The 25164-nt window shown below is 69.7% G+C and carries 12 protein-coding genes; all 12 read left to right on the top strand.

Annotated features, from left to right (window positions below):
• The first annotated feature begins 80 nt into the window (after positions 1-80).
• Complete coding sequence (locus AC1PLR_RS14525) at positions 81-1775, top strand: alpha-L-fucosidase (protein WP_481101430.1); 1695 nt, start codon at positions 81-83, stop codon at positions 1773-1775.
• The gene (locus AC1PLR_RS14530) at positions 1772-2827 is read left to right on the top strand and encodes a glycosyl hydrolase family 18 protein (RefSeq protein WP_481101431.1); all 1056 of its coding nucleotides are present in this window, start codon (positions 1772-1774) and stop codon (positions 2825-2827) included. Before AC1PLR_RS14525 ends, AC1PLR_RS14530 begins: the two co-directional genes overlap by 4 nt.
• Positions 2828-2946: 119 nt before the next feature.
• Entirely contained in the window at positions 2947-5439 is a 2493-nt protein-coding gene (locus AC1PLR_RS14535) for a family 20 glycosylhydrolase (protein ID WP_481101432.1), read from the top strand.
• 16 nt (positions 5440-5455) lie between these two features.
• On the top strand, positions 5456-8161 hold the full coding sequence (locus AC1PLR_RS14540; protein WP_481101433.1) for a beta-mannosidase: 2706 nt from the start codon (positions 5456-5458) through the stop codon (positions 8159-8161).
• A complete protein-coding gene (locus tag AC1PLR_RS14545; protein ID WP_481101434.1) occupies positions 8161-10890 on the top strand; it encodes a glycoside hydrolase family 3 C-terminal domain-containing protein in 2730 nt (909 codons plus the stop codon). The genes AC1PLR_RS14540 and AC1PLR_RS14545 overlap by 1 nt, the downstream gene beginning before the upstream one ends.
• Before the next feature lie 637 nt (positions 10891-11527).
• Complete coding sequence (locus tag AC1PLR_RS14550; RefSeq protein WP_481101435.1) at positions 11528-14500, top strand: TonB-dependent receptor; 2973 nt, start codon at positions 11528-11530, stop codon at positions 14498-14500.
• A gap of 897 nt (positions 14501-15397) precedes the next feature.
• Complete coding sequence (locus AC1PLR_RS14555) at positions 15398-17317, top strand: beta-galactosidase (protein ID WP_481101436.1); 1920 nt, start codon at positions 15398-15400, stop codon at positions 17315-17317.
• On the top strand, positions 17314-18690 hold the full coding sequence (locus tag AC1PLR_RS14560; protein ID WP_481103607.1) for an APC family permease: 1377 nt from the start codon (positions 17314-17316) through the stop codon (positions 18688-18690). The genes AC1PLR_RS14555 and AC1PLR_RS14560 overlap by 4 nt, the downstream gene beginning before the upstream one ends.
• On the top strand, positions 18687-19622 hold the full coding sequence (locus AC1PLR_RS14565; protein ID WP_481101437.1) for a carbohydrate kinase family protein: 936 nt from the start codon (positions 18687-18689) through the stop codon (positions 19620-19622). The genes AC1PLR_RS14560 and AC1PLR_RS14565 overlap by 4 nt, the downstream gene beginning before the upstream one ends.
• Positions 19597-21039: a 6-phospho-beta-glucosidase gene (locus AC1PLR_RS14570; protein ID WP_481101438.1), complete on the top strand. Its 1443-nt coding sequence runs from the start codon at positions 19597-19599 to the stop codon at positions 21037-21039. Before AC1PLR_RS14565 ends, AC1PLR_RS14570 begins: the two co-directional genes overlap by 26 nt.
• A gap of 170 nt (positions 21040-21209) precedes the next feature.
• The gene (locus AC1PLR_RS14575; protein WP_481101439.1) at positions 21210-22652 is read left to right on the top strand and encodes a glycoside hydrolase family 125 protein; all 1443 of its coding nucleotides are present in this window, start codon (positions 21210-21212) and stop codon (positions 22650-22652) included.
• A 130-nt stretch (positions 22653-22782) separates the two neighbouring features.
• The gene (locus AC1PLR_RS14580; RefSeq protein WP_481101440.1) at positions 22783-25125 is read left to right on the top strand and encodes a GH92 family glycosyl hydrolase; all 2343 of its coding nucleotides are present in this window, start codon (positions 22783-22785) and stop codon (positions 25123-25125) included.
• The last annotated feature ends 39 nt before the right edge of the window (positions 25126-25164 follow it).

Below are 25164 nucleotides of genomic sequence, written 5' to 3' on the forward strand. Positions count from 1 at the left end.
GTCCCTCCACGGTGGCGCGCTTTTTCGTGTCCGGCGCGGCGGCGCCGGCATCGTTTCCTGCAACAAAGGAGTGCCGTTCCATGACGACCGAGACCCGCCCCCGTGCGGACCGATCCCGCCACGCCGGAGCCGCACGCCAGACCCTGGCCAGCGCGCTGGCCCTCATGCTCGCGCTGACGGCCCTGCCCGCCGGCGCCGCGGATGCGCCGTCGCCGACCGCGCCCACCGCCACCACCCTCAGTCCGGAACAGATCGACCAGCAGTGGCTGCAGGCCACCGCCAAGTACGCGCCCGAACGCGCGCGGCTGGTGCGCGAAGCCAACGACGGCGCGCGCGGCGGTCCGTTCCGACCCGACTGGACCTCGCTCAAGCAATACCGCTCGCCGTCCTGGTACGACAACGCCAAGTTCGGCATCTTCATCCATTGGGGCGTGTTCTCGGTGCCGGCCTTCGGCAACGAGTGGTATTCGCGCAACATGTACCAGCAGGGCAGCAAGGATTACCTGCACCACCGCGAGACCTACGGCCCGCAGTCGCGCTTCGGCTACAAGGACCTGATCCCGCTGTTCACCGCGCCCAAGTTCGATCCGCAGGCCTGGGCCGCGCTGTTCCGCGACGCCGGCGCCCGCTACGTGGTGCCGGTGGCCGAGCACCACGACGGCTTCGCGATGTACGACTCGCAGCTGTCGGACTGGACCGCGGTGAAGATGGGTCCCAGGCGCGACGTGATCGGCGAGCTGTCCAAGGCCATCCGCGCGCAGGGCCTGCATTTCGGCCTGTCCTCGCACCGCGCCGAGCACGACTGGTTCTTCGACGGCGGCCGCCAGTTCGACTCGGACGTCAACGACCCGCGCTACGCCGGCCTGTACGGCCCGGCGCAGGTGCGCCTGCCGGGCAAGGACGACGCCGACGTCACCAACGACTGGACCCCCGTGTCGCAGGCCTGGCTGGACGACTGGCTGGCGCGCACCACCGAACTGATCGACCGCTACGACCCGGACCTGATCTATTTCGACTGGTGGATCGCGCACCCGACCTTCCGCGGCACGCTGCCGACCATGCTCTCGTACTACTACAACCACGGCGCGGCCAAGGGCGGCGTGGTGGTGAACTACAAGCTCGGCGCCTTCCCCGAAGGTGCCGGCACGCTCGATATCGAGCGTGGCCAGCTCACCGGCATCCATCCCACGCACTGGCAGACCGACACCTCGGTCAGCAACGCCTCGTGGGGCTATGTCGAGAACGACACCTACAAGACCCCGACCTTCATCATCCACATGCTGGTGGACGTGGTCAGCAAGAACGGCAACCTGATGCTCAACATCGGCCCGCGCGCCGACGGTTCGATCCCGGACACCGAACGCGCGATCCTGCTGTCGATCGGCAAGTGGCTCAAGACCAACGGCGAGGCGATCTACGACAGCACGCCGTGGCGCACCTACGGCGAAGGCCCGACCGAAGTGGTCGGCGGCACCTTCCAGGACACCAAGACCAAGCCGTACACGCCCGAGGATTTCCGCTTCACCACCGGCCACGGCGCGCTGTATGCGATCGAGCTGGGCTGGCCGGCCGATGGCCAGGCGCTGATCCGCTCGCTGAAACCGGCCGATGGCGTGCGCGGCGTCACCCTGCTCGCCAACGGCAAGCCGGTGCCGTTCGAGCAGCGCGCTGACGGCCTGCACCTGCGCTTGCCGGCCAAGCCGGCAGGCGATCACGCCTACGTGTTCCGCATCGACCTGACCTCCCCCACTCCGCCAACGGATCCCTCCCGATGATGAAGCGTTTCGCAGGGCTGCTGTTCGCCCTCGCCCTGGCCTGCGGGCCGGCCATGGCCAAGAACCCGACCGCGCTGTTCTATCTGATGAACACGCAGAAATCGACCAATTCGTTCCTGGCGCACGTCGACAAGATCGACGTGGTGGTGCCGACCTGGTACGGCGTGGACCAGAGCGGCCTGGTCAACGGCACCCCGAACCTGTATCTGTACGAGATCGCCAAGCAGCACAAGCTGCGGGTGATGCCGATCCTGTCGATGACCGCCGGGCGCGAAGGCTTCCACAAGCTGCTGCACGACGAGGACGCCAAGCAGCGCATGATCCAGGCGCTGCTGATCCACGGCCGCAAGCACGGCTACTACGGCTTCCAGTTCGATTTCGAGAGCATCGCCTGGACCGACCGCGACGCCTACTCGCTGATGGTCAAGCAGACCGCCGAGGCGCTGCACAAGGCCGGCTTCAAGCTGTCGGTGGCGGTGGTGCCGAACGCGCCCGGCTATGCCGAAGGCGGCGCGTTCGCCAAGTGGATGTGGGAGTATTGGCGCGGCGCCTACGACCTCAAGGCGCTGAGCGCCTCGGCCGACCTGATCAGCCTGATGACCTACGACCAGCACACCCGCTGGACCACGCCCGGCCCGGTGGACGGCATGGTGTGGATGAAGAAGCACCTGGACTACGCGCTGACCCAGGTGCCGAAGGACAAGCTGTCGCTGGGCATCGCCACCTACGGCTACCGCTGGTACACCGGCAATCCGGTCAAGCCCGACGGCACCGAAGCCTCCAACATCACCGCCGACTACATCGACGCCGACGAGTCGTTCCCGCTGGCAGTGGAGCAGAACGCCACCGTGCAATGGGACCCGGTGGAGCAGGAATCGTGGTTCTACTTCTATCGCGACGACATGCGCGAATGGGTGTTCCGTCCGGATGCGCGCAGCTTCCGCGCCCGCTACGACCTGACCAAGCAGTACGGCCTGGAAGGCTTCAGCTGCTGGGTGCTGGGCGCCGAAGATCCCAAGGTCTGGGACGAACTGCCGACCGCGACGCGCTGAGCGGTCGCACGATCGCGATGCGATACAGGAGGCGCGCGGCGCGCAGCGAACGCGCCGCGCTCACCCCAGGCTACCTCACAGCCTCTACGATATGCATCTCGATCGCTTGAGGTAGACCGATGACTGCAGTGGGTGCACACCCCCGATTGCCGCACCGCCCGATGCCCGCCGCCGCGCGCATCGCGGCGGCCTCCCGCAACGCCTGGCTGGGGTTGTCCCTGCTCGCCTGTGGCAGCCTGCTCGGCGGCTGCGACCGCGCTCCGCCGCCGGCACCGACGCCCGCGGCCAAGCCTGCCGCAGCGCCGCCGCCGGCCCCGAAACACGATGACGACGACGACAAGACGCCGCTGCCGCTGATCCCGGCGCCAGCCAAGGCCGAGCGCGACGGCGGCACCCTGACCATCGGCACCGGCGCCGTGCTGTCGGTGCCTCTCGACGACGCCGGCGCGCAGCGCGTGGCGCAGCAACTGTCGCAATTGCTGAGCAAGACCCGCGGCCTGTCGCTGGAGGTGCGAGCGGAGACCATCCCCGCCGACGGCAGCATCCGCCTGCAGCTCAATCCCAATACCGAGGTCGCGCAGGCCGAGGGCTACACGCTGGACGTGGACCCGCGCACCATGCTGATCCAGGCGCGCGAGGAGCGCGGCCTGTTCTACGGCGCGATCAGCGCCTGGCAGTTGATGACCCCCGACGCCGGCAAGGGCGAGGTGGACGTGCCGCAGGTGCACATCCGCGACTGGCCGCGCTTCGGCTGGCGCGGCGTGCTGCTCGACGTGGCGCGGCACTTCCATGGCCCGGACACGGTCAAGCGCCTGCTCGACGCGATGGCCCAGCACAAGCTCAACGTGCTGCATCTGCACCTGACCGACGATCAGGGCTGGCGCATCGAGATCAAGCGCTATCCCAAGCTCACCGAGATCGGCGCCTGGCGCACCCCGCCCGGCGCGGGCACCCACGGCCTGCCCGATCGCTACGGCGGCTTCTACACCCAGGACCAGATCCGCGACCTGGTGGCCTACGCCGCCGAACGCCACATCACCATCGTGCCGGAACTGGACATGCCCGGGCACGCGCAGGCGGCGGTGGCGGCGTATCCGGAGCTGGTCGGGGTGACCCGGCAGCGGCCCAAGGTGTCGGTGGACTGGGGCGTCAATCCCTACCTGTTCAACACCAACGACAAGAGCATGACCTTCATCCGCGGCGTGCTGGATGAAGTGCTGCAGTTGTTCCCCTCGCCGTACATCCACATCGGCGGCGACGAAGCGGTCAAGGACCAGTGGGAACGCTCGCCGGCGGTGCGCGCGCAGATGCGCAAGCTCGGCATCAAGGATGCGCACGCGCTGCAGGGCTGGTTCAACCAGCAGCTGGCCGACTACCTGACCCAGCACCAGCGGCGCCTGATCGGCTGGGACGAGATCCTGGAAGGCGGACTGCCCGCGAGTGCCTCGGTGATGTCCTGGCGGGGCGTGGACGGCGCGGTCGCCGCCGCCAAGCAAGGCCACGACGTGGTGCTGGCACCGGCCGGCTGGATGTACCTGGACAACCTGCAGAGTGCGCGCAACGACGAGCCCAACGGCCGCCTGGCGACGCTGCCGCTGCAGAAGGTCTACGGCTTCGACCCGGTGCCGGCCGCACTCAGCCCCGAGGAGAGCAAGCACGTGCTCGGCGTGCAGGCAGCGCTGTGGAGCGAGTACATCCCCTCCGCCTGGCATATCGACCATGCGCTGTTCCCGCGGCTGAGCGCGGTGGCCGAGGCCGGCTGGTCGCCGATGGCCGCGCGCGACTGGAACGGCTTCCTGCAGCGCATGCCGGCGCAGCTGGACCGCTACCGCCTGCAGGGCATCGCCTACGGCGACGGCGCCTTCGCCCCGGACATCGCCGTGCAGGGCGGCGACAACGCCGCGCTGGACAGCGGCCAGGCCACGGTGGTGCTGGGCAACCAGGCCAAGTTCGGCAGCTTCCGCTACACCACCGACGGCAGCGAGCCCAAGGCCGATTCGCCGCGCTACACCGCGCCGTTCGCGGTGACCCTGCCGGTGACCGTGCGCGCGGCCACCTACGCCGACGACGGCCGCCTGCTGGCCGCGCCGCGCAGCCGCATCCTCGACCGCGCCAACCTGCTCAGCCGCGACACCCAGGGCCTGGCCTCGTGCGAAGGCGGCGAGCTGGGCCTGCGCGTGCCGCTGCTGCCGGACCTGGCCGACCAGGACACGCCGGTGTTCAACATCGACCTGTTCACTAGTTGCTGGCGCTACGCCGACGCGCGCCTGGACGGCATCGACCGCATCCGCATCGACGCCGCCCGCCTGGCGCGCAACTACGGGCTGGCGCACGACCAGGCCAAGGTCAAGCGCTACCCGGCGCACAGCCCGCGCGGCGAGTTCGAAGTGCGGCTGGGCGACTGCAAGGGCAAGTTGCTGGCGCGGCTGCCGCTGCCGGCCGGCAAGACCCTGGGCGACCAGTTCGCGCTGGAAGCGCGGCTGCCCAAGCAGACCGGCGTGCACGACCTGTGCCTACGCTCCACCGCGCCCATCGCCGGGCCGTACTACGCCATCGGCGCCGTCCATCTGATCGACACCGCAGCGCAGGCGCCCCCCGCCGCCGCGCACTGACCACGGAGACCCTCGCATGACCCAGCCGCCCCGCCGCCCCCGTTCCGCGTCGCGCACGCGCCTTCCTGCCCGCCTCGGGCTGCTGCTGGCGCTGGCCTTGCCGGCGCTGGGCCAGGCGGCGGCGCCGACGACGCTGTCGCTGCAACAGGGCTGGCAGGTGCGGCTGGCGCCGGGCGATGCCAGTGCCAAGGCGCATCCGAAGGCGGCGCAGTGGCTGCCGGCGCAGGTGCCGGGCACGGTGCAGACCGACCTGATCGCCGCCGGGGTGGTGCCCGATCCGTTCTATCGCGACAACGAAGCGCAGATCCAGTGGGCGGGTCTGAGCGACTGGCAGTACCAGACCCGATTCCAGGTCGACGCGGCCCTGCTGGCGCGCCCGCACCTGGAACTGGTGTTCGACGGGCTGGACACCTTCGCCGAGGTCTACCTCAACGGCAAGAAGCTGCTCGCCGCCGACAACATGTTCCGGCAGTGGCGGGTCGACGCCAAACCGCTGCTCAAGCGCGGCGACAACGTGCTGGAAGTGCGCATCGCCTCGCCGATCAAGAAGATCCAGCCGTGGCTGGCCAAGCAGCCATACGCGCTGCCCGGCGCCTACGACTCGGCGTTCGGCGACGAACCGGAGGCGCGGCACAGCTCCACCTACGTGCGCAAGGCGCCTTACAACTTCGGCTGGGATTGGGGCCCGCGCATCGTCACCGCCGGCATCTGGCAGGGCGTGCGCCTGGAAGCCTGGGACGACCTGCGCGTGGACGGCCTGCGCATCGCCCAGCAGCGCGTCGACGCCGACGCGGCGCAGTTGCTGGCGCAACTGCAGGTGCAGGTGCAGGCCGGCCGCAGCGGCGAAGTCCAGCTGGACCTGGACGTGCTCGGTCCCGACGGCCAGCGCGTGGGCCAGTTCAGCCAGCGCGCGGTCGTCGACCCGGGTGCCAACACCCTGACCGTGCCGGTGCGCATCGCCAAGCCGCAGCGCTGGTTCCCGGCCGGCTACGGCCGCCAGGATCTGTACACGTTCAAGGCGCACCTGCGCGATGCCGCGGGCGAGCGCTTCGAGGCGCAGCGCGTCACCGGCCTGCGCAGCGTCGAGCTACGCCGCGAGAAGGACCAGTGGGGCAAGAGCTTCGCCCTGGTGGTCAACGGCATCCCGGTGTTCGCCAAGGGCGCCAACCTGATTCCGTTCGACAGTTTCCCCACCCGCGTCGACGCCGCGCGCATGCGCGGCTTCCTGCAGTCCGCGCGCGAGGCCAACATGAACATGCTGCGCATGTGGGGCGGCGGCCACTACCAGCCGGACAGCTTCTACGAGGACGCCGACCGCCTGGGCATCATGATCTGGCAGGACTTCATGTTCGGCGGCGCGATCCCGCCCTACGACGTCGCCTTCCGCGAGAACACCCGCGCCGAGGCCGAGGAGCAGGTGCGGCGCCTGGGCGATCACCCCAGCATCGTCATCTGGTGCGGCAACAACGAAGTGCAGACCGGCTGGGAGAACTGGGGCGACCGGGTCAAGTTCAAGCAGTCGATCGACCCGGAAGAGCGCGAGCGCATCGTCCGCGGCATGACCACGCTGTTCGGCACGGTGCTGCGCGAGGCGGTGCAGAAGTACGACAGCGACACCCCGTACTGGGCGACCTCGCCGGGCACCGATTTCGACGGCGCCGCCGACCAGCCCGACGACGGCGACATGCACTACTGGAAGGTCTGGGGCGGCCCGGCGCTGCCGGTCACCGAGTACCTCAACGTGACCCCTCGCTTCATGTCCGAATACGGCCTGCAGTCGTTCCCCGAGATGCGCACCATCCGCGCCTTCGCCGAACCCGGCGACCTGAAGCCGGAATCGCCGGTGATGCGCGCGCACCAGAAGTTCGACAAGGGCAACGGCAACAAGCGCCTGCTGCTGTACATCCGCCGTGCGTTCGGCGAGCCCAAGGACTTCGCCAGCTTCGTCTACCTGAGCCAGATCATGCAGGCCGAGGGCATCACCCTGGCCGCCGAACACCTGCGCGCGTCGCGGCCGCAGGCGATGGGCTCGCTGTACTGGCAGCTCAACGACGTGTGGCCCGGCGCCTCGTGGTCGAGCGTGGACTACTTCGGCCGCTGGAAGGCGCTGCAGTACCACGCGCGCCGCTTTTATGCGCCGGAACTGATCGCCGCACTGCGCGACGACAAGGGCCAGACCACGGTGTCGCTGGTTTCCGACCGCACCACGCCGCTGGCCGCGCGCTGGCGCATGCGGGTGATGGACCTGTCCGGCAAGGTGCTGAGCAAGACCGAGAAGCCGGTGACCCTGGCGCCGCTGTCCAGCGTGCGCGTGGGCAGCTTCAGCGATGCGCAGTTGCTGCGCCGCGCCGATCCGCGCCGCAGCGTGGCGGTGTTCGAGCTGCTCGACGGCGAGCGCGTGCTGTCGCGCACCCTGGTGTACTTCGACGCGGCCAAGCGCCTGCAGTGGCCGCAGGCCGACATCCGCAGCGACCTGCGCGCCGACGGCGACGGCTACGCGCTGACCCTGAGCAGCACCACCCTCGCCGCGCAGGTGTGGCTGAGCTTCGGCGACCTCGACGTGACCCTGTCCGACAACGCCTTCGACCTGCTGCCGGGCGAGCCGCTGACCGTGCGCGTGCACAGCAGCGCCACCCTGGAGCAGTTGCGCGCGGCGCTGCAGGTGCGCGACCTGGGCGGGACCCTGGCCGGTGCGCCGGCCGAGCCGGCGGAGGCGAAGTGATGGGCGTGCCGATGTCGCGGGCGGGCGTCACCTTGTGGGAGGGACTTCAGTCCCGACGGGGCGTTACCGGTAAAGCGTCGGGACTAAAGTCCCTCCCACAAAGGCGCATCTACCTGGTGCTGTGCGCGATCGGCCTGCTCGCCGCCCCGCTCGCCCATGCCGACGACGCGGAAGACCGCGCCGCCGCGCTGGTGGCGAAGATGACCCGCGCCGAGAAGATCGCGCAGGCGATGAACGCTGCGCCGGCGATCCCACGCCTGGGCGTGCCCGCCTACGAATGGTGGAGCGAGGGCCTGCACGGCATCGCCCGCAACGGCGAAGCCACGGTGTTCCCACAGGCGATCGGCCTGGCCGCGACCTGGAACACCGAACTACTGCACGACGTCGGCACCGTCACCTCCACCGAGGCGCGGGCCAAGTTCAACCTCGCCGGCGGCCCCGGCAAGGATCACCCGCGCTACGCCGGGCTGACCATCTGGTCGCCCAACATCAATATCTTCCGCGACCCGCGCTGGGGCCGTGGCATGGAAACCTACGGCGAGGATCCCTACCTCACCGGGCGGCTCGCGGTCGGCTTCATCCGCGGCCTGCAGGGCGACGATTTGGCGCATCCGCGCACCATCGCCACGCCCAAGCACCTGGCCGTGCACAGCGGGCCGGAACCGGGCCGCCACGGTTTCGACGTGGACGTGTCGCCGCACGATTTCGAGGCGACCTACTCGCCGGCGTTCCGCGCCGCCATCGTCGACGGCCAAGCCGGCTCGGTGATGTGCGCGTATAACTCGCTACACGGCACACCCGCCTGCGCCGCCGACTGGCTGATCAACGGCCGCGTGCGCGGCGACTGGGGCTTCAAGGGCTTCGTCGTGTCCGATTGCGATGCGATCGACGACATGACCCAGTTCCACTACTACCGCCCCGACAACGCCGGCTCGTCTGCGGCCGCGCTCAAGGCCGGGCACGATCTGAACTGCGGCACCGCCTACCGCGACCTCGGCATCGCCTTCGACCGCGGCGAAGCCGACGAAGCCTTGCTCGACCGCTCGCTGGTGCGCCTGTTCGCCGCGCGCTACCGGCTCGGCGAACTGCAGCCGCGGCGCAACGATCCGTATGCGCGGCTGAGCGCCAAGGACATCGACAGCGCCGCGCACCGCGCGCTGGCGCTGCAGGCCGCGCAGCAATCGCTGGTGCTGCTGAAGAACGCCAACGCCACCCTGCCGCTGCGCCCGGGCCTGCGCCTGGCGGTGCTCGGCCCCAACGCCGATGCGCTGGCCGCGCTGGAAGCCAACTACCAGGGCACCTCGGTGCAACCGGTGACGCCGTTGCAGGGCCTGCGCACGCGCTTCGGAGTCGCCCAGGTCGCCTATGCGCAGGGCGCGCCGCTGGCCGCCGGCGTGCCCGGCATGATCCCCGAGACCGCGCTGCGCAGCGACGGCAAGCCCGGGCTGCGCGGCGAGTACTTCGACAACCTGGACCTGGCCGGCACGCCGCGCGTGCAGCGCCAGGACCGCGTGGTCGGCTTCAACTGGGACCACGTGGCCCCGGCCAAGGGCGTGGACAAGGACCGCTACTCGGTGCGCTGGAGCGGCGAACTGCTGCCGCCCGGCCCTGGCGACTACACCCTGGCGGTGCGGGTGGCGCGCTGCTTCGACTGCACCGGCCACGACCCGGTGCGCCTGTACGTCGACGACCAGTTGGTGATCGCCGGCAACGCCGAGGACAAGCACCTGCCGGCCGGCATGCACAACGCCGACGGCCGCAACGTCGAGGCGGTGCTGCATTTCGACGACGCGCAACCGCGCCGCATCCGCCTGGAGCTGGAACACCGCGGCCAGGACCAGGGCCTGCGCCTGGAGTGGCTGGCGCCGCCGGCGCTGCAGCTGGCCGAGGCCGAACGCGCGGTGGCGCAGGCCGACGCGGTGGTGGCCTTCGTCGGCCTGTCGCCGGACGTGGAAGGCGAGGAACTGCGCATCGACGTGCCCGGCTTCGACGGCGGCGACCGCAACGACCTGGCCCTGCCGGCGGCGCAGCAGGCGTTGCTGGAACGGGCCAAGGCCAGCGGCAAGCCGTTGGTCGTGGTGCTGATGAGCGGCAGCGCGGTGGCGTTGAACTGGGCCAAGCAGCATGCCGACGCGATCATCGCCGCGTGGTATCCGGGCCAGTCCGGCGGTACCGCCATCGCCCAGGCGCTGGCCGGCGACATCAACCCCGGCGGCCGCCTGCCGGTGACCTTCTACCGCTCGACCAAGGACCTGCCGCCCTACGTCAGCTACGACATGAAGGGCCGCACCTACCGCTACTTCAAGGGCGAGCCGCTGTTCCCGTTCGGCTACGGGCTGAGCTACACCCAGTTCGCCTACGACGCCCCGCAGCTGTCGGCAACGACGCTGCAGGCCGGCCAGCCGCTGCAGGTGAGCACCACCGTGCGCAACACCGGCGCGCGCGCCGGCGACGAGGTGGTGCAGGTCTACCTGCAGTACCCGCAACGTGCGCAATCGCCGCTGCGCAGCCTGGTCGGCTTCCAGCGCGTGCACCTGCAACCGGGCGAGGCGCGCACGCTGACCTTCGCGCTGGACGCGCGCCAGCTCAGCGACGTCGACCGCAGCGGCCAGCGCGCGGTCGAGGCTGGCGACTACCGCCTGTTCGTCGGCGGCGGCCAGCCCGGCACCGGTGCGCCCGGCGAGGACGCCGCGTTCTCGATCAGCGGACGCATGGCCCTGCCGAAGTGAGCGACGGGGGCTGCCGCCCGCGGCCCCTGTCTACGAAATGCGCCAGCGCATGCGGCGGTGCAGCGTAACGGCCCGGCGCGCTCCCACCGCCGGGCTCCAACTCCCTGCGTTTCAGCGCCCAGCTAATTTATTTTTCACGACCTATTGACAGTCTTCCGGGACAGCGGTATCGATAACACGTCGGTGCCACGCGCCGACGATGCCAGACGCGCCGAACGCCGCAGCACTTGCGGCGTTTTCCAGGGCAGTTCCAGGGGTGATGTGCCATGTCATGCAGTCGTCGCAGCCAGGATCGATGCCTCGCCGGAGTTCCGGCGCCCTGCCTGTCGTCCGCGTTCCGCGCGGGCACGCACGGGGGCCGCTGCGCATGACCCGTCGCTACAAGCTGAGCGCGCTGCGTTCGCGCTCCAAGTGCATCGCCGGCTACTCGCCGCCACGCCACTGATCGCCATCTAACGGTCCGCCCCAGCCGGCAGACGCCTCGCGTCGGTCGCCGTTCGCTCTGTCCTGTTCGCACGCCGTCCGGCGTGCGGTTCGAGCGCGCGCGCCTTCCGTCCATCGTGTCTGCCATCCAGGAACGCAGCGGCGCGTCGCCTTCGGCGCGTGCCCGCACCGATCACGATCAGCGAGGTGTCACGTGGCAACCCATCCCCATTGCAAGCGCAAGGCGCTGTGCGCCGCCATTCTGGCCATCACCGGCCTCGCCGCCACCGCACCTGCGCTGGCCGGCACCGTGCAGGGCGAACTCAAGGAGCGCAGCAGCGGCAAGCCCGCCGCGCACGCCAAGGTCGCCATCGCCGGTACCGCACTCAGCGCCGTCACCGACGCGCAGGGCCGCTTCGTCATCGCCGACGTGCCGGCCGGGCAGTACGCGCTGCAACTGGACTACCCCGGCTTCAGCGCACCGGAAACCACCGTGCAGGTCGCCGACAGCGGCGCCGCCACGGTGTCGATCGCGCTGGACGAGGCCAAGCAGTTGCAGACGATCAGCGTGGCGGCCAACCGCTACGACGCCAGCACGCTGAAGATGAACTCCTCGAACACGGTGGACGTGCTCTCGGCCAACGACCTCGAACACACCGCCGTGCACAATGTCGCCGAGGCGCTGGGCCTGATCGCCGGCATCAACATCACCTACAGCGGCTCGGGCTACTTCGGCGGCGTCGACGGCGCCGCGCGCGGCGAAGGCATGTTCGCCTCGGTGCGCGGCCTGCCCTCCGAATACAACGTCAACCTGATCGACGGCGTCACCGTCGCCCAGGGCATGCCGTACAGCCGCAGCGTGCAGTTGAGCCTGCTGCCGCCCTCGGGCCTGCAGACCATCGTCGCCAACAAGACCTCCACCGCCGACATGGACGGTGACGCGATCGGCGGCACCCTGGATTTCCGCACGCCCACCGCCTACGACTACAAGGACACCACCAGCGGCAGCGTCACCGTCAGCGGCCGCGTCGAGAGCCGCGCCCGCGACTACGGCGGCGACGGCCTGGGCGGCGGCCTGGCCGGCGAGTTCCAGCACAAGTTCGGCGACGAGCAGCAGTTCGGCTTCTACGCCAGCGCCTACTACGACTACCGCACCTCCACCAACAGCGAGGTGGCCGCGGCCACCAGCGCGCTCAACGACGGCTCCTGGAAATTCCTGCAAGCCAACGCCGACGGCAGCAACGCCGCCGGCTACGCGCCGCAGGACAACCTGACCAGCACCGGCATGAACGTCGGCGTGGTCGCCGGCTGGGAGCGCCGCTACGGCGGCAATGCCGCCTTCGACTGGAACGTGGACGAGACCCTGTCGCTGTACGCGCGCGCCACCTACGCCTACGCCAAGACCGACCAGGGCACCACCTTCGTGCAGTTGCTGCCGCAGGACGTCAGCTTCGTGCCGACCGCCACGCCCGGCGTGTATTCGCCCAACATCAACCGCATCGCCGCACGTTTCTGGTACGAGACCAACCCGGAAATCGCCGACCTGGCCACCTTCCAGGTGGGCGCACGCAAGACCGCCGGCAACTGGACGCTGTCGCCGAACCTGTTCTACAGCTTCGGCGACAACGACCGCCCCGACCACATCGAGATCGACGGGCGCGAGGACAAGTTCAGCCAGGCCAACTTCGCCTACTCCGGCAGCAGCCTGATGCAATACGGCAGCGGCGCCTTCCCCTATCCGCAGCTGACCCCGGCGCTGCTGGCGCAGGTCAACAACATCCCCTCGCTGTACGCCAGCAGCTACGGCGAGTCGACCAAGATCTACTCCGGGCAGAAGAAGGGCGGCGCCAAGTTCGACGCGCGCTACGACTTCGCCGACGGCGCGCTGACCGCGCTGCAGTTCGGCGTGAAGTACAGCAAGAGCAGCCGCCACTACAGCAACCGCGACTGGTGGACCGGCCCGGTGCCCGACACCAGCACCCTGGGCGACCTGGGCATCTTCAACGGCGGCTATGCGGCGATCTTCCCCGGCAAGTACCACTGGGCCACGCCGCGGGTCAGCGAAGGCGCGGTGGCGCAGGTCATCGCCAACCACCTCACCGACGACGACCTGGACACCTGCGGCAGCGCGTTCTACGTCAACAACTACAACTGCAACACGATGCGTGGCACCGAGGCGGTCAGCGCCGCCTACGCGATGGCGACCTTCTCCTTCGGCAGCCTGGAAGTGGTGCCGGGCGTGCGCTTCGAGCACACCAGCATCCACAACACCTTCTGGACCACGCCGACCGACAGCGACGGCAACCAGCAGGTCGGTTACTTCGCCGCCAACAGCACGCACTATGACCAGCCGCTGCCGAGCGTGTTCCTGACCTGGCGCCCGGACAGCGCCACCACCTACCGCGCGGCGCTGTGGACCAGCTATACGCGGCCGGCGTTCGTGCAGTTGGGCGGCGGCAGCCAGATCAACATCTCCAACGGCATCACCACCATCACCCAGGGCAATCCGGACCTGAAGGCGATCACCTCGACCAACCTGGATCTGTCCGGCGAGTGGGCGACCGACCACGGTGGGTTCTTCTCGGTGGCCGGCTTCTACAAGCGGCTGCATCACTACATCTACGACGCCGGTTCCGGCCAGGCCAATTCGGGCACCAGCGGCAGCGGCACGGTGTTCTACCAGATGCCGACCAACGGCGGCGACGGCCGCGTCTACGGCGTGGAAGTCAGCGCGCGGCAGCGCTTCCAGGATCTGCCGGCGCCGTTCGACGGGCTGGGCGTGAGCGCCAACGCCACGCGCCAGCATGCGCACGCCGATCTGGGCATGGTCGGCTTCGAAGACGAGCAGATGCAGTCGGCGCCGAATGCGATGGCCAATCTGGAGCTGTTCTACGAGCGCTCGAAGTTCTCGGTGAACCTGAGCTATCACTTCAGCAGTTCGTACCTGCTGAACTACGACTTCCTGCACCAGAACGCGCCGTGGGACGACCTGTGGGCGCGGCCGACGCGGCGGGTGGATCTGCATGCGGGCTATCGTTTCGACAACGGGGTGAATGTGGATCTGTCGATCTCCAATCTCACCAAGGAATACAGTTACTGGGGGCATGTGGGCCGGCACAATCTGGCGGTGTCGGACATCGTGGATGCCGGCATGATGACGCTGTTGACCGTCAAGTACGCGTTCTAGGCCGCGCGGCGTGCGCACTGGGATGCCATCGCGGAGCGTTGCCACGCTTTGTGTGGGAGGGACTTCGGTCCCGGCGGACCTTACCGACTCCGCGTGGACAAGTCCTTTTGTGGGAGGGACTTCAGTCCCGACGGGCGTTACCGATGCGGCCTGGATCAGGCTGCATCGGCAGCCCGATCGCGCAGCGCGCGCCCCGCTTGTCGTAGGAGCGGCTTCAGCCGCGACAGGCTTTCCGGACTCGCCTGGAACAACGCTTTTTGTGGGAGGGACTTCAGTCCCGACGGGCTTTCCCGATGCGGCATGGATCAGGCTGCATCGGGAGTCCACTCAAGCAGCGCGTGCTTCGGTTGTCGTAGGAGCGGCTTCAGCCGCGACAGGCTTTCCCGACAAAGCCTGGACTATGGCTCTTGTGGGAGAAACTTCAGTCCCGACGGGCTTGACCGACGCTGCTTGGATCATGCGATCTCAGCAGCTCACACTAGCGGCACACACCGCCGCTCTTGTAGGAGCGGCTTCAGCCGCGACAGGCTTTCCCGAATCGGCTGGAACAACGCTTTTTGTGGGAGGGACTTCAGTCCCGACGGGCTTTACCGGTATCGCCTGGGTTAGCCATCAAAAGCAAAAGCTTTCGCCTGGCGGCGAGTCACTTTTCTTTGCTTGTGCAAAGAAAAGTAACCAAAAGAAAGCACACCCCGCCTTCGCGCCCGCTACGCGGGTCCGCTCCGCTGACGGGATTTTCGGACGGGGCATCCTGCCCCGGCCGAAAACGGCGCACGTCCCTGTGCGCCGCCCCCCTGCGGGGGGTTTAACCCGCCAGCTCCGCCGCTACGGAGGGGACCCGGGAAAAGCAAAAGCTGAAGAGCAACAGCAACAGCAACGCTCCGGCTGGAGCCCGCAATGAAGCGCCGGGCGTTCTGCCGGTTCGGTTTGCTGGCGCCGTTGGGGTTGGCGGCAGTGCCGGTGTTGCGGGCGGCTGCTCCAACACCAGCACCAGTGCCAGACGGGCGAACGCACGCGTTCGGCTTCGCGCAGGGGCGCTTCACGCTGGATGGGCAGCCATGGCAGATCCGCAGCGGGGAACTGCATCCGCTGCGGATCGCGAAGGCGGATTGGTTGCATCGGATTCGCATGGCCAAGGCGATGGGGTTGAACACCATCGCGCTGTACCTGATGTGGAATGCGCTGGAAACGGCACCGGGGCAGTTCGATCTGGACAGCGGCGAGCGCGATTTCGTCGGGTTCATCCGGCTGTGCCAGCAGGAGGGGCTGTGGGTGTATCTGCGCCCGGGTCCGTACGTGTGCGCGGAGTGGACGCTGGGCGGGTTGCCGCCGTATCTGCTGCGCGACGCGAACATCCGTCTGCGCGATCGCCACGATGCGCGCTACATGGCGGCAGTGGAGCGCTACATCGGGGCGATCGCGCCACGCATCGCGCCGTTGATGGCCAGTGCCGGTGGGCCGGTGCTGATGCTGCAGATCGAGAACGAATACTCGATGCACGGCAGCGACGTCGGCTATCTGCAGGCGCTGGCCGCGCTGTGGCGGTCCCATGGGGTCGACGGGCCGTTCTCGCTGGCCGAAGGGCTCAAAGATCTGCGTCGGCGCCAGGCGATGCTGCCCGGCGCTGCGCTGGGGCTCGATGGTCCCGATCTGCACGATCTGCAGGCGGCCACCGCCTTCGCCGGGCAGGCGCCGGTGTGGGTGTCCGAGGGCTATCCGGGCTGGCTCACGCATTGGGGCGAGCCGCAGTTCGCGCGCCGCGACTATGCGCCGCTGCTGCGCCGTATCGCCGCCGCCGGCTATTCGTTCAATCTGTACGTGGTGCACGGCGGCACCAACTTCGGCCTCAGCGCCGGGGCCAATGCCGAGGACGACGGCTCGCAGTTCCAGCCGGCGTTGACCAGCTACGACTACGGCGCGCCGATCGACGAAGCCGGCCGTGCCACACCGGCGTACTTCGCGCTGCGCAAGATCATCGCCACGCAGGCCGACACGCCCGCGCCACCGGTGCCCGCCGCACCGCGCCGCGCACACTTCGACGCGATCGAGGCCAAGCCCGTGGCCGCGCTGTGGGACAACCTCGGCCCCGCGCTGCAGACCGACACCCCGATCGACAACCAGCGCCTGCTCGGCCAGGACCAGGGCCTGGTGCTGTATCGGCGGCGGATCGCAGCGGGCCGGGCGTTGCACCTGGGACAGGTTCACGACTACGCGGTGGTGCATCTGGACGGGCGCGAACTCGACCACGTGTCGCGGGTGCGGCATCCGCGCCTGCGCAGCGCGCTGCACCTGCGCCTGCCCGATGCAGCGCAGGACACGCGCGATCTGGACGTGCTGGTCGACAGCTTCGGCCACATCAACTTCGGCCCGGCGCTGGGCGATCGCAAGGGCCTGCTCGGCCCGGTGCGGCTCGATGGGCAGGAGCTGCATGGCTGGGAGGTGCGCGGGCTGGCGCTGGACGCGGACCCCACACCGTCGCTGCGCCCGCTGCAGGCGCCGCCGCAGCGCCCGGGCCTGTTTTTCGCCACCGAATTCACCCTCGACCAGCCCGGCGACGTGCACCTGGACATGCGCGACTGGCGCAAGGGCTATCTGTGGGTCAACGGGCGCCTGCTTGGGCGCTATTGGGACATCGGCCCGCAGCAATGCCTGTACTGCCCTGGCGCCTGGCTGCGCGCCGGTGCCAACCAGGTGCTGATCCTCGATCTGCACCGCCTGCAGCCGGGCCTGGTGCGTTGCGCCGACGGTCTCGTCCCCACGCCTGCCACGCAGCCCGTCGCATCCCTCCCCTCCCCACAGGATCGCGCATGCACATGACGTCGCTCGCCGCACCCGTCGCGTCCTCCCCGTCCACCGCGGACCAGGGCGCGCCGCCGCGCACGCTGGGGTTCTGGAGTGCGCTGTCGGCCAACCTGCTCAACATGATCGGGATCGGCCCGTTCATCACCATCCCGCTGGCGCTGTCGGCGCTGGCCGGGCCGGCGGTGCTGCTGGGCTGGGTGGTCGGCGCGCTGCTGTGCCTGTGCGATGGCCTGGTGTGGGCCGAACTCGGCTCGGCGATCCCGCGCTCGGGCGGGCCGTATCACTACCTGCGCGAGGCCTATGGCCGCGACCGCGCCGGCCGCCTGTTCGGCTTCCTGTACCTGTGGCAGACGCTGCTGACCGCGCCGCTGTCGGTGGCCGCGGCCGCGGTCGGCTGCGCGCAATACCTGGCCTACCTGATGCCCGGGCTGAGCCACACCGCGCTCACCGGCATCGCCATGGCGCTGTGCCTGTTCAACACCGCGCTGCTGTACCGCCAGGTACGCTCGGTGCAACTGCTGTCGCTGCTGGTCAGTGCGGTGGTGATCGCCGCCTGCGTGTGGATCGTGCTCAGCGGCGCGCTGCATTTCGACATGGCGCTGGCGCGCGAGTTCCTGCAGGCGCGGCCGACGTCGCCGCACGGCTTCTGGCTGGGCTTCGGCGCGGTGGCGCTGATCGCGGTGTACGACTACGGCGGCTACAACAACGTGTGCATGCTCGGCGGCGAGATCCGCAAGCCGCGCCGCACGATTCCGCGCGCGGTGCTGTGGTCGATCCCGATCGTGGCGGTGCTGTACCTGGGCTTGAACGTGACCCTGCTCGGCGTGCTGCCGTGGCGGCAGGCCGCGCAGTCCAAGGCGGTGGTGGCCGACTTCATGCAGGCCATCTATGGCCCGGTGGGCAGCACCGTGGCGGTGGCGCTGATCGTGCTCGCCAGTTGGGGCTCGGCGCTGGTGGTGCTGCTGGGGTATTCGCGGGTGCCGTATGCCGCGGCCGCGTCCGGCCAGTTCTTCGGCGTGTTCGCGCGGCTGCACCCGCGCGGGCGTTTTCCTACCGTGTCGCTGCTGTTCGTCGGCATCACTTCGGCGCTGGCCTGCCCGCTGTCGCTGGACGACCTGATCGCCACGCTGATGATCATCCAGATCCTGTTCCAGTTCCTGGCGCAATGCCTGGCGGTGGTGCTGCTGCGGCGGCAACCGCGGCGCCGCGCGCGTTTCGCCATGCCGCTGTACCCGTGGCCGCTGCTGATCAGCGTCTGCGGCTGGCTGGCGCTGCTGGCCACCAGTCCGCTGCCGCGGTTGCTGGCGGCAGTGCTGGCGCTGTGCGCGGGCACCGCGCTCTATCTCATCCAGGCCAAACGCGAGGCAGCATGGCCCTTCCAGCAATGAAAACCCACGACGTCGCGGTGGTCGGCGAGGTCTACCTCGACCACATCTTCAGCGGCTTCACTGCCTGGCCCGGGCCGGGCGAGGAAGCGATGGCGCGGCACTACCACCGCGACCTCGGCGGCGGCACCGTCAACACCGCCTGCGGGCTGGCGCGGCTCGGACGCACGGTCACGCTGATCGGCGCGATCGGCGCCGGCGACCGCGACTGGTTCGCGCAGCGCCTTGGCGCGTTCGGCGTCGGCACAGAAGGCCTGGTCGACCATCCCGCCGGCACCGGCGTCACCGCCAGCGTGTCGCTGCACGACGACCGTTCGTTCTTCACCTATCCCGGCGCCAACGCCGCGCTGGAGCCGCTGTTGGGCAGCGCGGCCGTGCTGCAGGCGATGTGCGCCGCGCGCCATGTGCACTTCGCCCTGCCGCTGCCGGCGGCGCTGGCGCGCACGCTGCTGCCGGCGTTGCGCGCGGCCGGTTGCAGCACCTCGCTGGACGTGGGCTTCAACCCGGCCTGGCTGGCCGATCCGGACAACCACGCCACCTGCCGCACGGTCGATCACTTCCTGCCCAACCAGAAGGAGGCGGCGCTGGCCGGTTGCGTCGGCGACGATGCCGCGTCCTGCGCCGCCTGGGCGCAGGCGCTGGGGCTGGCGCAGGTGACGATCAAGCTCGGCGGCGCCGGCGCCTGCGTGGTGGATGCGGCCGGCGCGCGGCGGGTCGCCGCGCCCACGGTCGCCGTGCAGGACACCACCGGCGCCGGCGACGCCTTCGATGCCGGCTTCATCGACGCGCTGCTGGACCACCTTTCCCTCGATGCCTGCGCGCAGCGCGGCTGCCTGTGCGGCGCCGCCTGCTGTACCGCGCTCGGCGCGCTCGACGGCCTTCCCGATCCCCCACGTCTCAGGAGTCTCCATGAGCAGTTCCTTTCCCAACCGTAAGCTCGCCCTGATCGGCGGCGGCGGCGTGCGCGCGCCGCTGGTGGTGTACGGCGTCAACGATGCCGCCGAAGCGCTCGGCGCGCGCGAGATCGTGCTCTACGATCCGGACCAGGAGCGGCTGGCGCTGATGGTCGCGCTGGGCCGCGCCGTGGTCGCCGAGTTCGGCGGCGACCTGCAGGTCAACGCGGCCAGTTCGGCGGAAGCGGCGATCGACGGCGCGCACTTCGTGCTCAACAGCATCCGCATCGGCGGCATCCGCCAGCGCGCCACCGACGAGCACACCATCATCCGCCACGGCTACGCCGGGCAGGAGACCACCGGCCCCGGCGGCGTCGCCAAGGCACTGCGCACGGTGCCGGTGGCGATCGAGCAGGCGCGGATGGTGGAGCGGCTCAGCCCCGACGCCTGGCTGGTCAGCTTCACCAACCCGGCCGGGCTGATCACCCAGGCCATCAGCCGCCACACCCGCGCGCGCGTGGTCGGCATCTGCGACACGCCCGTGGAGCTGTTCCACAACATCGCCCGCGCGCTCGGCGAGCCGCCGGCGGACGTGGACTGCGAGTACGTCGGCCTCAACCACCTGGGCTGGATCCGCGCGGTGCACGTGCGCGGCGAGGACGTGCTCGACCGCATCCTGGCCGACGACGCGATCCTGCGCCAGCTGTACTTGGCGCCGCTGTTCGACTTCGACATGCTGCGCACGCTGCGGCTGATCCCCACCGAATACCTGTACTTCTACTACGAGCGCAGCCGCGCCCTGGAGAATCAGCGCGCCAGCGGCGCCAGCCGCGGCAGCGAGATCGAACGGCTCAACCACACCCTGATCGCCGACCTGCGCAGCCGCCTCAACGCCGGCGACGGCAGCGGCGCGGTGCAGACCTACGCCGCCTACCTGCAGCAGCGCTCCGGCTCGTACATGCGGCTGGAGGCCGAAGCCGGCTCGGCCTTCGCCGACGACCTCGCGCCGCAGCCGGACCCGTTCCGCGCCAGCACCGGCTACCACCGCATCGCCGTGGACGTGATGAGCGCGCTGACCGGCGCGCTGCCGGGGCGGCACGTGGTCAACGTGCGCAACCAGGGCTGCATGCCGGAACTGGCCGACGACGACATCGTGGAGATCTCCTCCACCATCGAGCGCGACCGCATCACCCCGCTGCCGGCGCGGCCCATGCCCGAGGCGATCCAGGGCCTGGTGCGCACGGTCAAGGCCTACGAGCACGCCGCCATCGACGCCGCGCTCAGCGGCAGCCACCTGGACGCCTGCAAGGCGATGCTGATCCACCCGGCCATCGGCGAGTGGAGTCCGTCGCGGCGGCTGCTGGAGGCCTTGTTCGGGCATGCCGGCAACGGCGACGACGACGGCGAGTGCGTGTGCTCGGGACCGATGCACTGGCACGGCGCGCATCACCATCCGTGAGCGGGCCGGTTGTGCAGTCGCAGGATGCATCGGACCGCCACACGTTGTAAGGTCGTCGCAAATTGGTCCGTTATAGGTACCATCAACCTGCCCTCCCGGCCGCGGCCGGCACCTCCCCGGTGCCAGCCCGCGCCGGGAGTGTTCGTCGATTCCACGGAGCGTTCCAGGCCATGCCCACCCGCCGCGACATCCTCCACTTCCTCGGCGCCAGCGCCGGCGCCGCGCTGCTGAGCGGGGCACTGCCGGCCGCCGCCGCGGCCTCGGCGTCCGCCGCGCTGCCCAGCAAGCGGCCGCCGCCGGGCAAGCGCCGCTTCGTCAGCGCCGCGGTCGAGCGCCAGTTGCGCACGGTCAAGGCCGGCATCGCCGATCCGCGCCTGGCTTGGCTGTTCGAGAACTGCTACCCCAACACCCTCGACACCACCGTCGAAACCGGCACCCGCAACGGCAAGCCGGACACCTTCGTCATCACCGGCGATATCGAGGCGATGTGGCTGCGCGACTCCTCCGCGCAGGTGCATCCCTACGTGCCGCTGGCCAAGCGCGACCCGGCGCTGCGGCGCATGTTCCATGGGCTGATCCAGCGCCAGGCCGCCTGCATCCGCCTGGATCCCTACGCCAACGCCTTCCTGCCCGACGGCACCAGCCAGCGCCTGAAGTGGTCGGTGGCCGACATCACCGAGATGAAGCCCGGCGTCGGCGAGCGCAAATGGGAAGTGGATTCGCTGTGCTACCCGATCCGCCTGGCGCACGAATACTGGCGCGCCAGCGGCGATGCCGCGCCGTTCGACGACGACTGGCGCGCCGCCATGCACGTGGTGGTGCGCACCTTCCGCGAACAGCAGCGCCTGCACGGCCGCGGCCCGTACAGTTTCCAGCGGCCCTCGCCGCTGGCCACCGAGACCCTGGTGCTGGACGGCTACGGGCAGCCGACCCGGCCCAACGGCATGATCCACTCGATGTTCCGCCCGTCCGACGACGCCTGCCTGTACCCGCTGTTCGTCCCCGCCAACCTGTTCGCGGTGACCTCGCTGCGGCAACTGGCGACGATGAGCGAGGCGCTGCATCACGACGCCGCGTTCGCCGGCGAGTGCCGCGCCCTGGCCGACCAGGTCGAGACCGCTACTCGTCAGTTCGGGCAGATGCGCGACGCCGACGGCCAGCCGTTCTGGGCCTACGAGGTGGACGGCTACGGCAACCAGTTGTTCATCGACGACGCCAACGCGCCCGGCCTGCTGAGCCTGGCCTACCTGGGCTGCTGCGATCGCCGCGATCCCGTGTTCCTGCGCACCCGGCAACTGGCCTGGAGCGAGCGCAACCCCTACTTCTATCGCGGCCGCGCGGCCGACGGCGTGGGCAGCCCGCACAGCGGCCTGGGCACGATCTGGCCGATGTCGCTGATGCAGTACGCCCTGGCCAGCGACGACGACGCGCAGATCCGCCAGTGCCTGCAGTGGCTCAAGACCACCGACGCCGACAGCGGCTTCATGCACGAAGCCTTCGACAAGGACAACCCGAGCACCTTCACCCGCGACTGGTTCGCCTGGGCCAACACCTTGTTCGGCGAGCTGATCATCGATCTGCATCAGCGCAAGCCGCAGTTGCTGAAGGCCTGACGCGATCACTGCATCTGTGGGAGGGACTTCAGTCCCGACGGGCCTGACCGACAACGCGTCGGGACGGAAGTGCCTCCCACAACAGCAAACACACCCCCACCGCACCGCCGCACACCCCGAGGACAGCACCATGGCCACACGACGCGGTTTCCTGCAGGGCGCCATCGCCCTGGCCCTGTTCGGCAGCAGCGGCATCGCGCGCCTGGCGCAGGCACGCGCCGGCAGCTACGCGCTGCCGGCCGATGCGCGCGCCAAGGCCGAGCTCACCCGCAACGTCGACGTGTTCATCGGCACCGGCGGCCACGGCCACACCTTCCCCGGCGCCACGCTGCCGTTCGGCATGGTGCAACTGAGCCCGGACACCTACAACGCCGACTGGGACGCCTGCTCCGGCTACCACGCCGACGACGGCTCGATCATGGGCTTCTCGCACACCCACCTGTCCGGCACCGGCATCGGCGACATGCTCGATTTCCTGGTGGTGCCGGCCACGGGCCCGGTGAAGCTGCAGCCCGGCACGCGCGAACATCCCGAGGCCGGCTACCGCTCGCGCTACGACCACGCAGACGAAGCCGCCTCGCCCGGCTATTACCGCGTGCGCCTGAAGGACAGCGGCGTGCATGCCGAACTCACCGCCACCGCGCGCGCCGGCCTGCACCGCTACCACTTCCCCAAGGGCAAGCCGGCACATCTGCTGCTGGACCTGTGCCACGGCATGCAGGACAAGCCGGAGATTCCCGCCCGCGTCGAAGACGCCAGCCTGCGCCTGGTCGATGCGCAGACCGTCACCGGCGGCCGCCGCGTCTACCAGTGGGCCAAGGGCCGCTACATCTATTTCGCCATGCGCCTGTCGCGGCCGTTCGCCAGCGCGCAGTTGTACGCCGACGACCAGCCGCTGGCCGCGAGCGCGCGCAGAGCCGACGGCAACCGCCTGAAACTGGCCCTGCACTACCCCGATGCCGCCGACGCGCCGCTGCTGGTCAAGGTCGGCATCTCCGCGGTCAGCGCCGAGAACGCCCTGGCCAACCTCGACGCGGAACTGCCCGACTTCGACTTCGCCCGCGTGCACGCCGCCGCCGTGGCCGAATGGGAGAAGGAACTGGGGCGGGTGCGCATCGACAGCGACGACGAAGCGCAGCGCCGCATCTTCTACACCGCGCTGTACCACAGCCTGATCGCGCCGACCCTGTTCAGCGACACCGACGGCCGCTACCGCGGCATGGACCTGCAGGTGCACCAGGCACCGACCGGCTACCACAACTACAGCACCTACTCGCTGTGGGACACCTACCGCGCCCTGCATCCCTTGCTGACCCTGGTGCAGCCCGAGCGCGTGCCCGACCTGGTGCAGTGCCTGGTGCGCGGCGCCCACGAATCCCCGCAAGGCGTCGCCATCTGGCCGCTGCAGGGCGTGGAGACCGACTGCATGATCGGCTACCACTCCGCCGTGGTGCTGGCCGAGGCGCACGCCAAGGGCTTCACCGGCATCGACTGGAAAGCCGCCTACCCGGCCTGGCGCAAGCGCGCGATGGACGACGACGTGCACGGCCTGGCGCTGTACCGGACGATGGGCTACATCCCCTGCGACAAGGTCGACGAATCGGTCAGCCGCACACTGGAGTTCGCCTACGACGACTGGGCGGTGGCGCACCTGGCGCAGGCGGTCGGCGCCGACGACGATGCCAAGCACCTGCGCGAACGCTCGCGCCAGTACCGCAACGTGTTCAACCGCGAAAGCCGCTTTGTGCAGCCGCGGCTGAGCGATGGCCAGTGGGCCACCCCGTTCGATCCGCGCGCGATGGGCCACAGCGCGCAGTGGCGCGACTTCACCGAGTCCAATGCCTGGCAGGCCACCTTCCTCAACCAGCACAACCTGTACGGCTACATGGACCTGTTCGGCGGCCGCGACCACTTCGTCGCCAAGCTCGACGAACTGTTCACCACCAGCTCGGAACTGCCGGCGGATGCGCCGCCGGACATCGACGGCATGGTCGGCCAGTACGCGCACGGCAACGAACCCAGCCACCACGTCGCCTATCTCTACGCCTACGCCGGGCAGCCGTACAAGACCCAGGCGATGGTGCGCCGGCTGCTGCGCGAGCAGTACCACGACGCGCGCAACGGCCTGTCCGGCAACGAGGACTGCGGGCAGATGAGCGCCTGGTTCGTGCTCAGCGCGCTGGGCCTGTACGCGGTGGACCCGGTCAGCGCCAACTACGTGCTGGGCAGCCCGCTGTTCAAGCGCGCCGAACTGGACGTGGGCAACGGCCGCACCCTGCGCATCGTCGCCCACGGCAACAGCCCGGCCAACGTCTACATCCAGAGCGCCCGCTGGAACGGCAAGCCCTACACCCGCAGCTGGCTGCGCCACGCCGACCTCGCCGCCGGCGGCACGCTGGAACTGGAGATGGGGCCCAAGCCCAACACCGCGTTCGGTGCGGGCAAGGACGATCTGCCGCCATCGTTTAGCTGATCCTCGCGTCTCGTAAGAGCGGCTTCAGCCGCGACCGGG

The organism is Xanthomonas sp. NCPPB 3570, assembly GCF_056725115.1.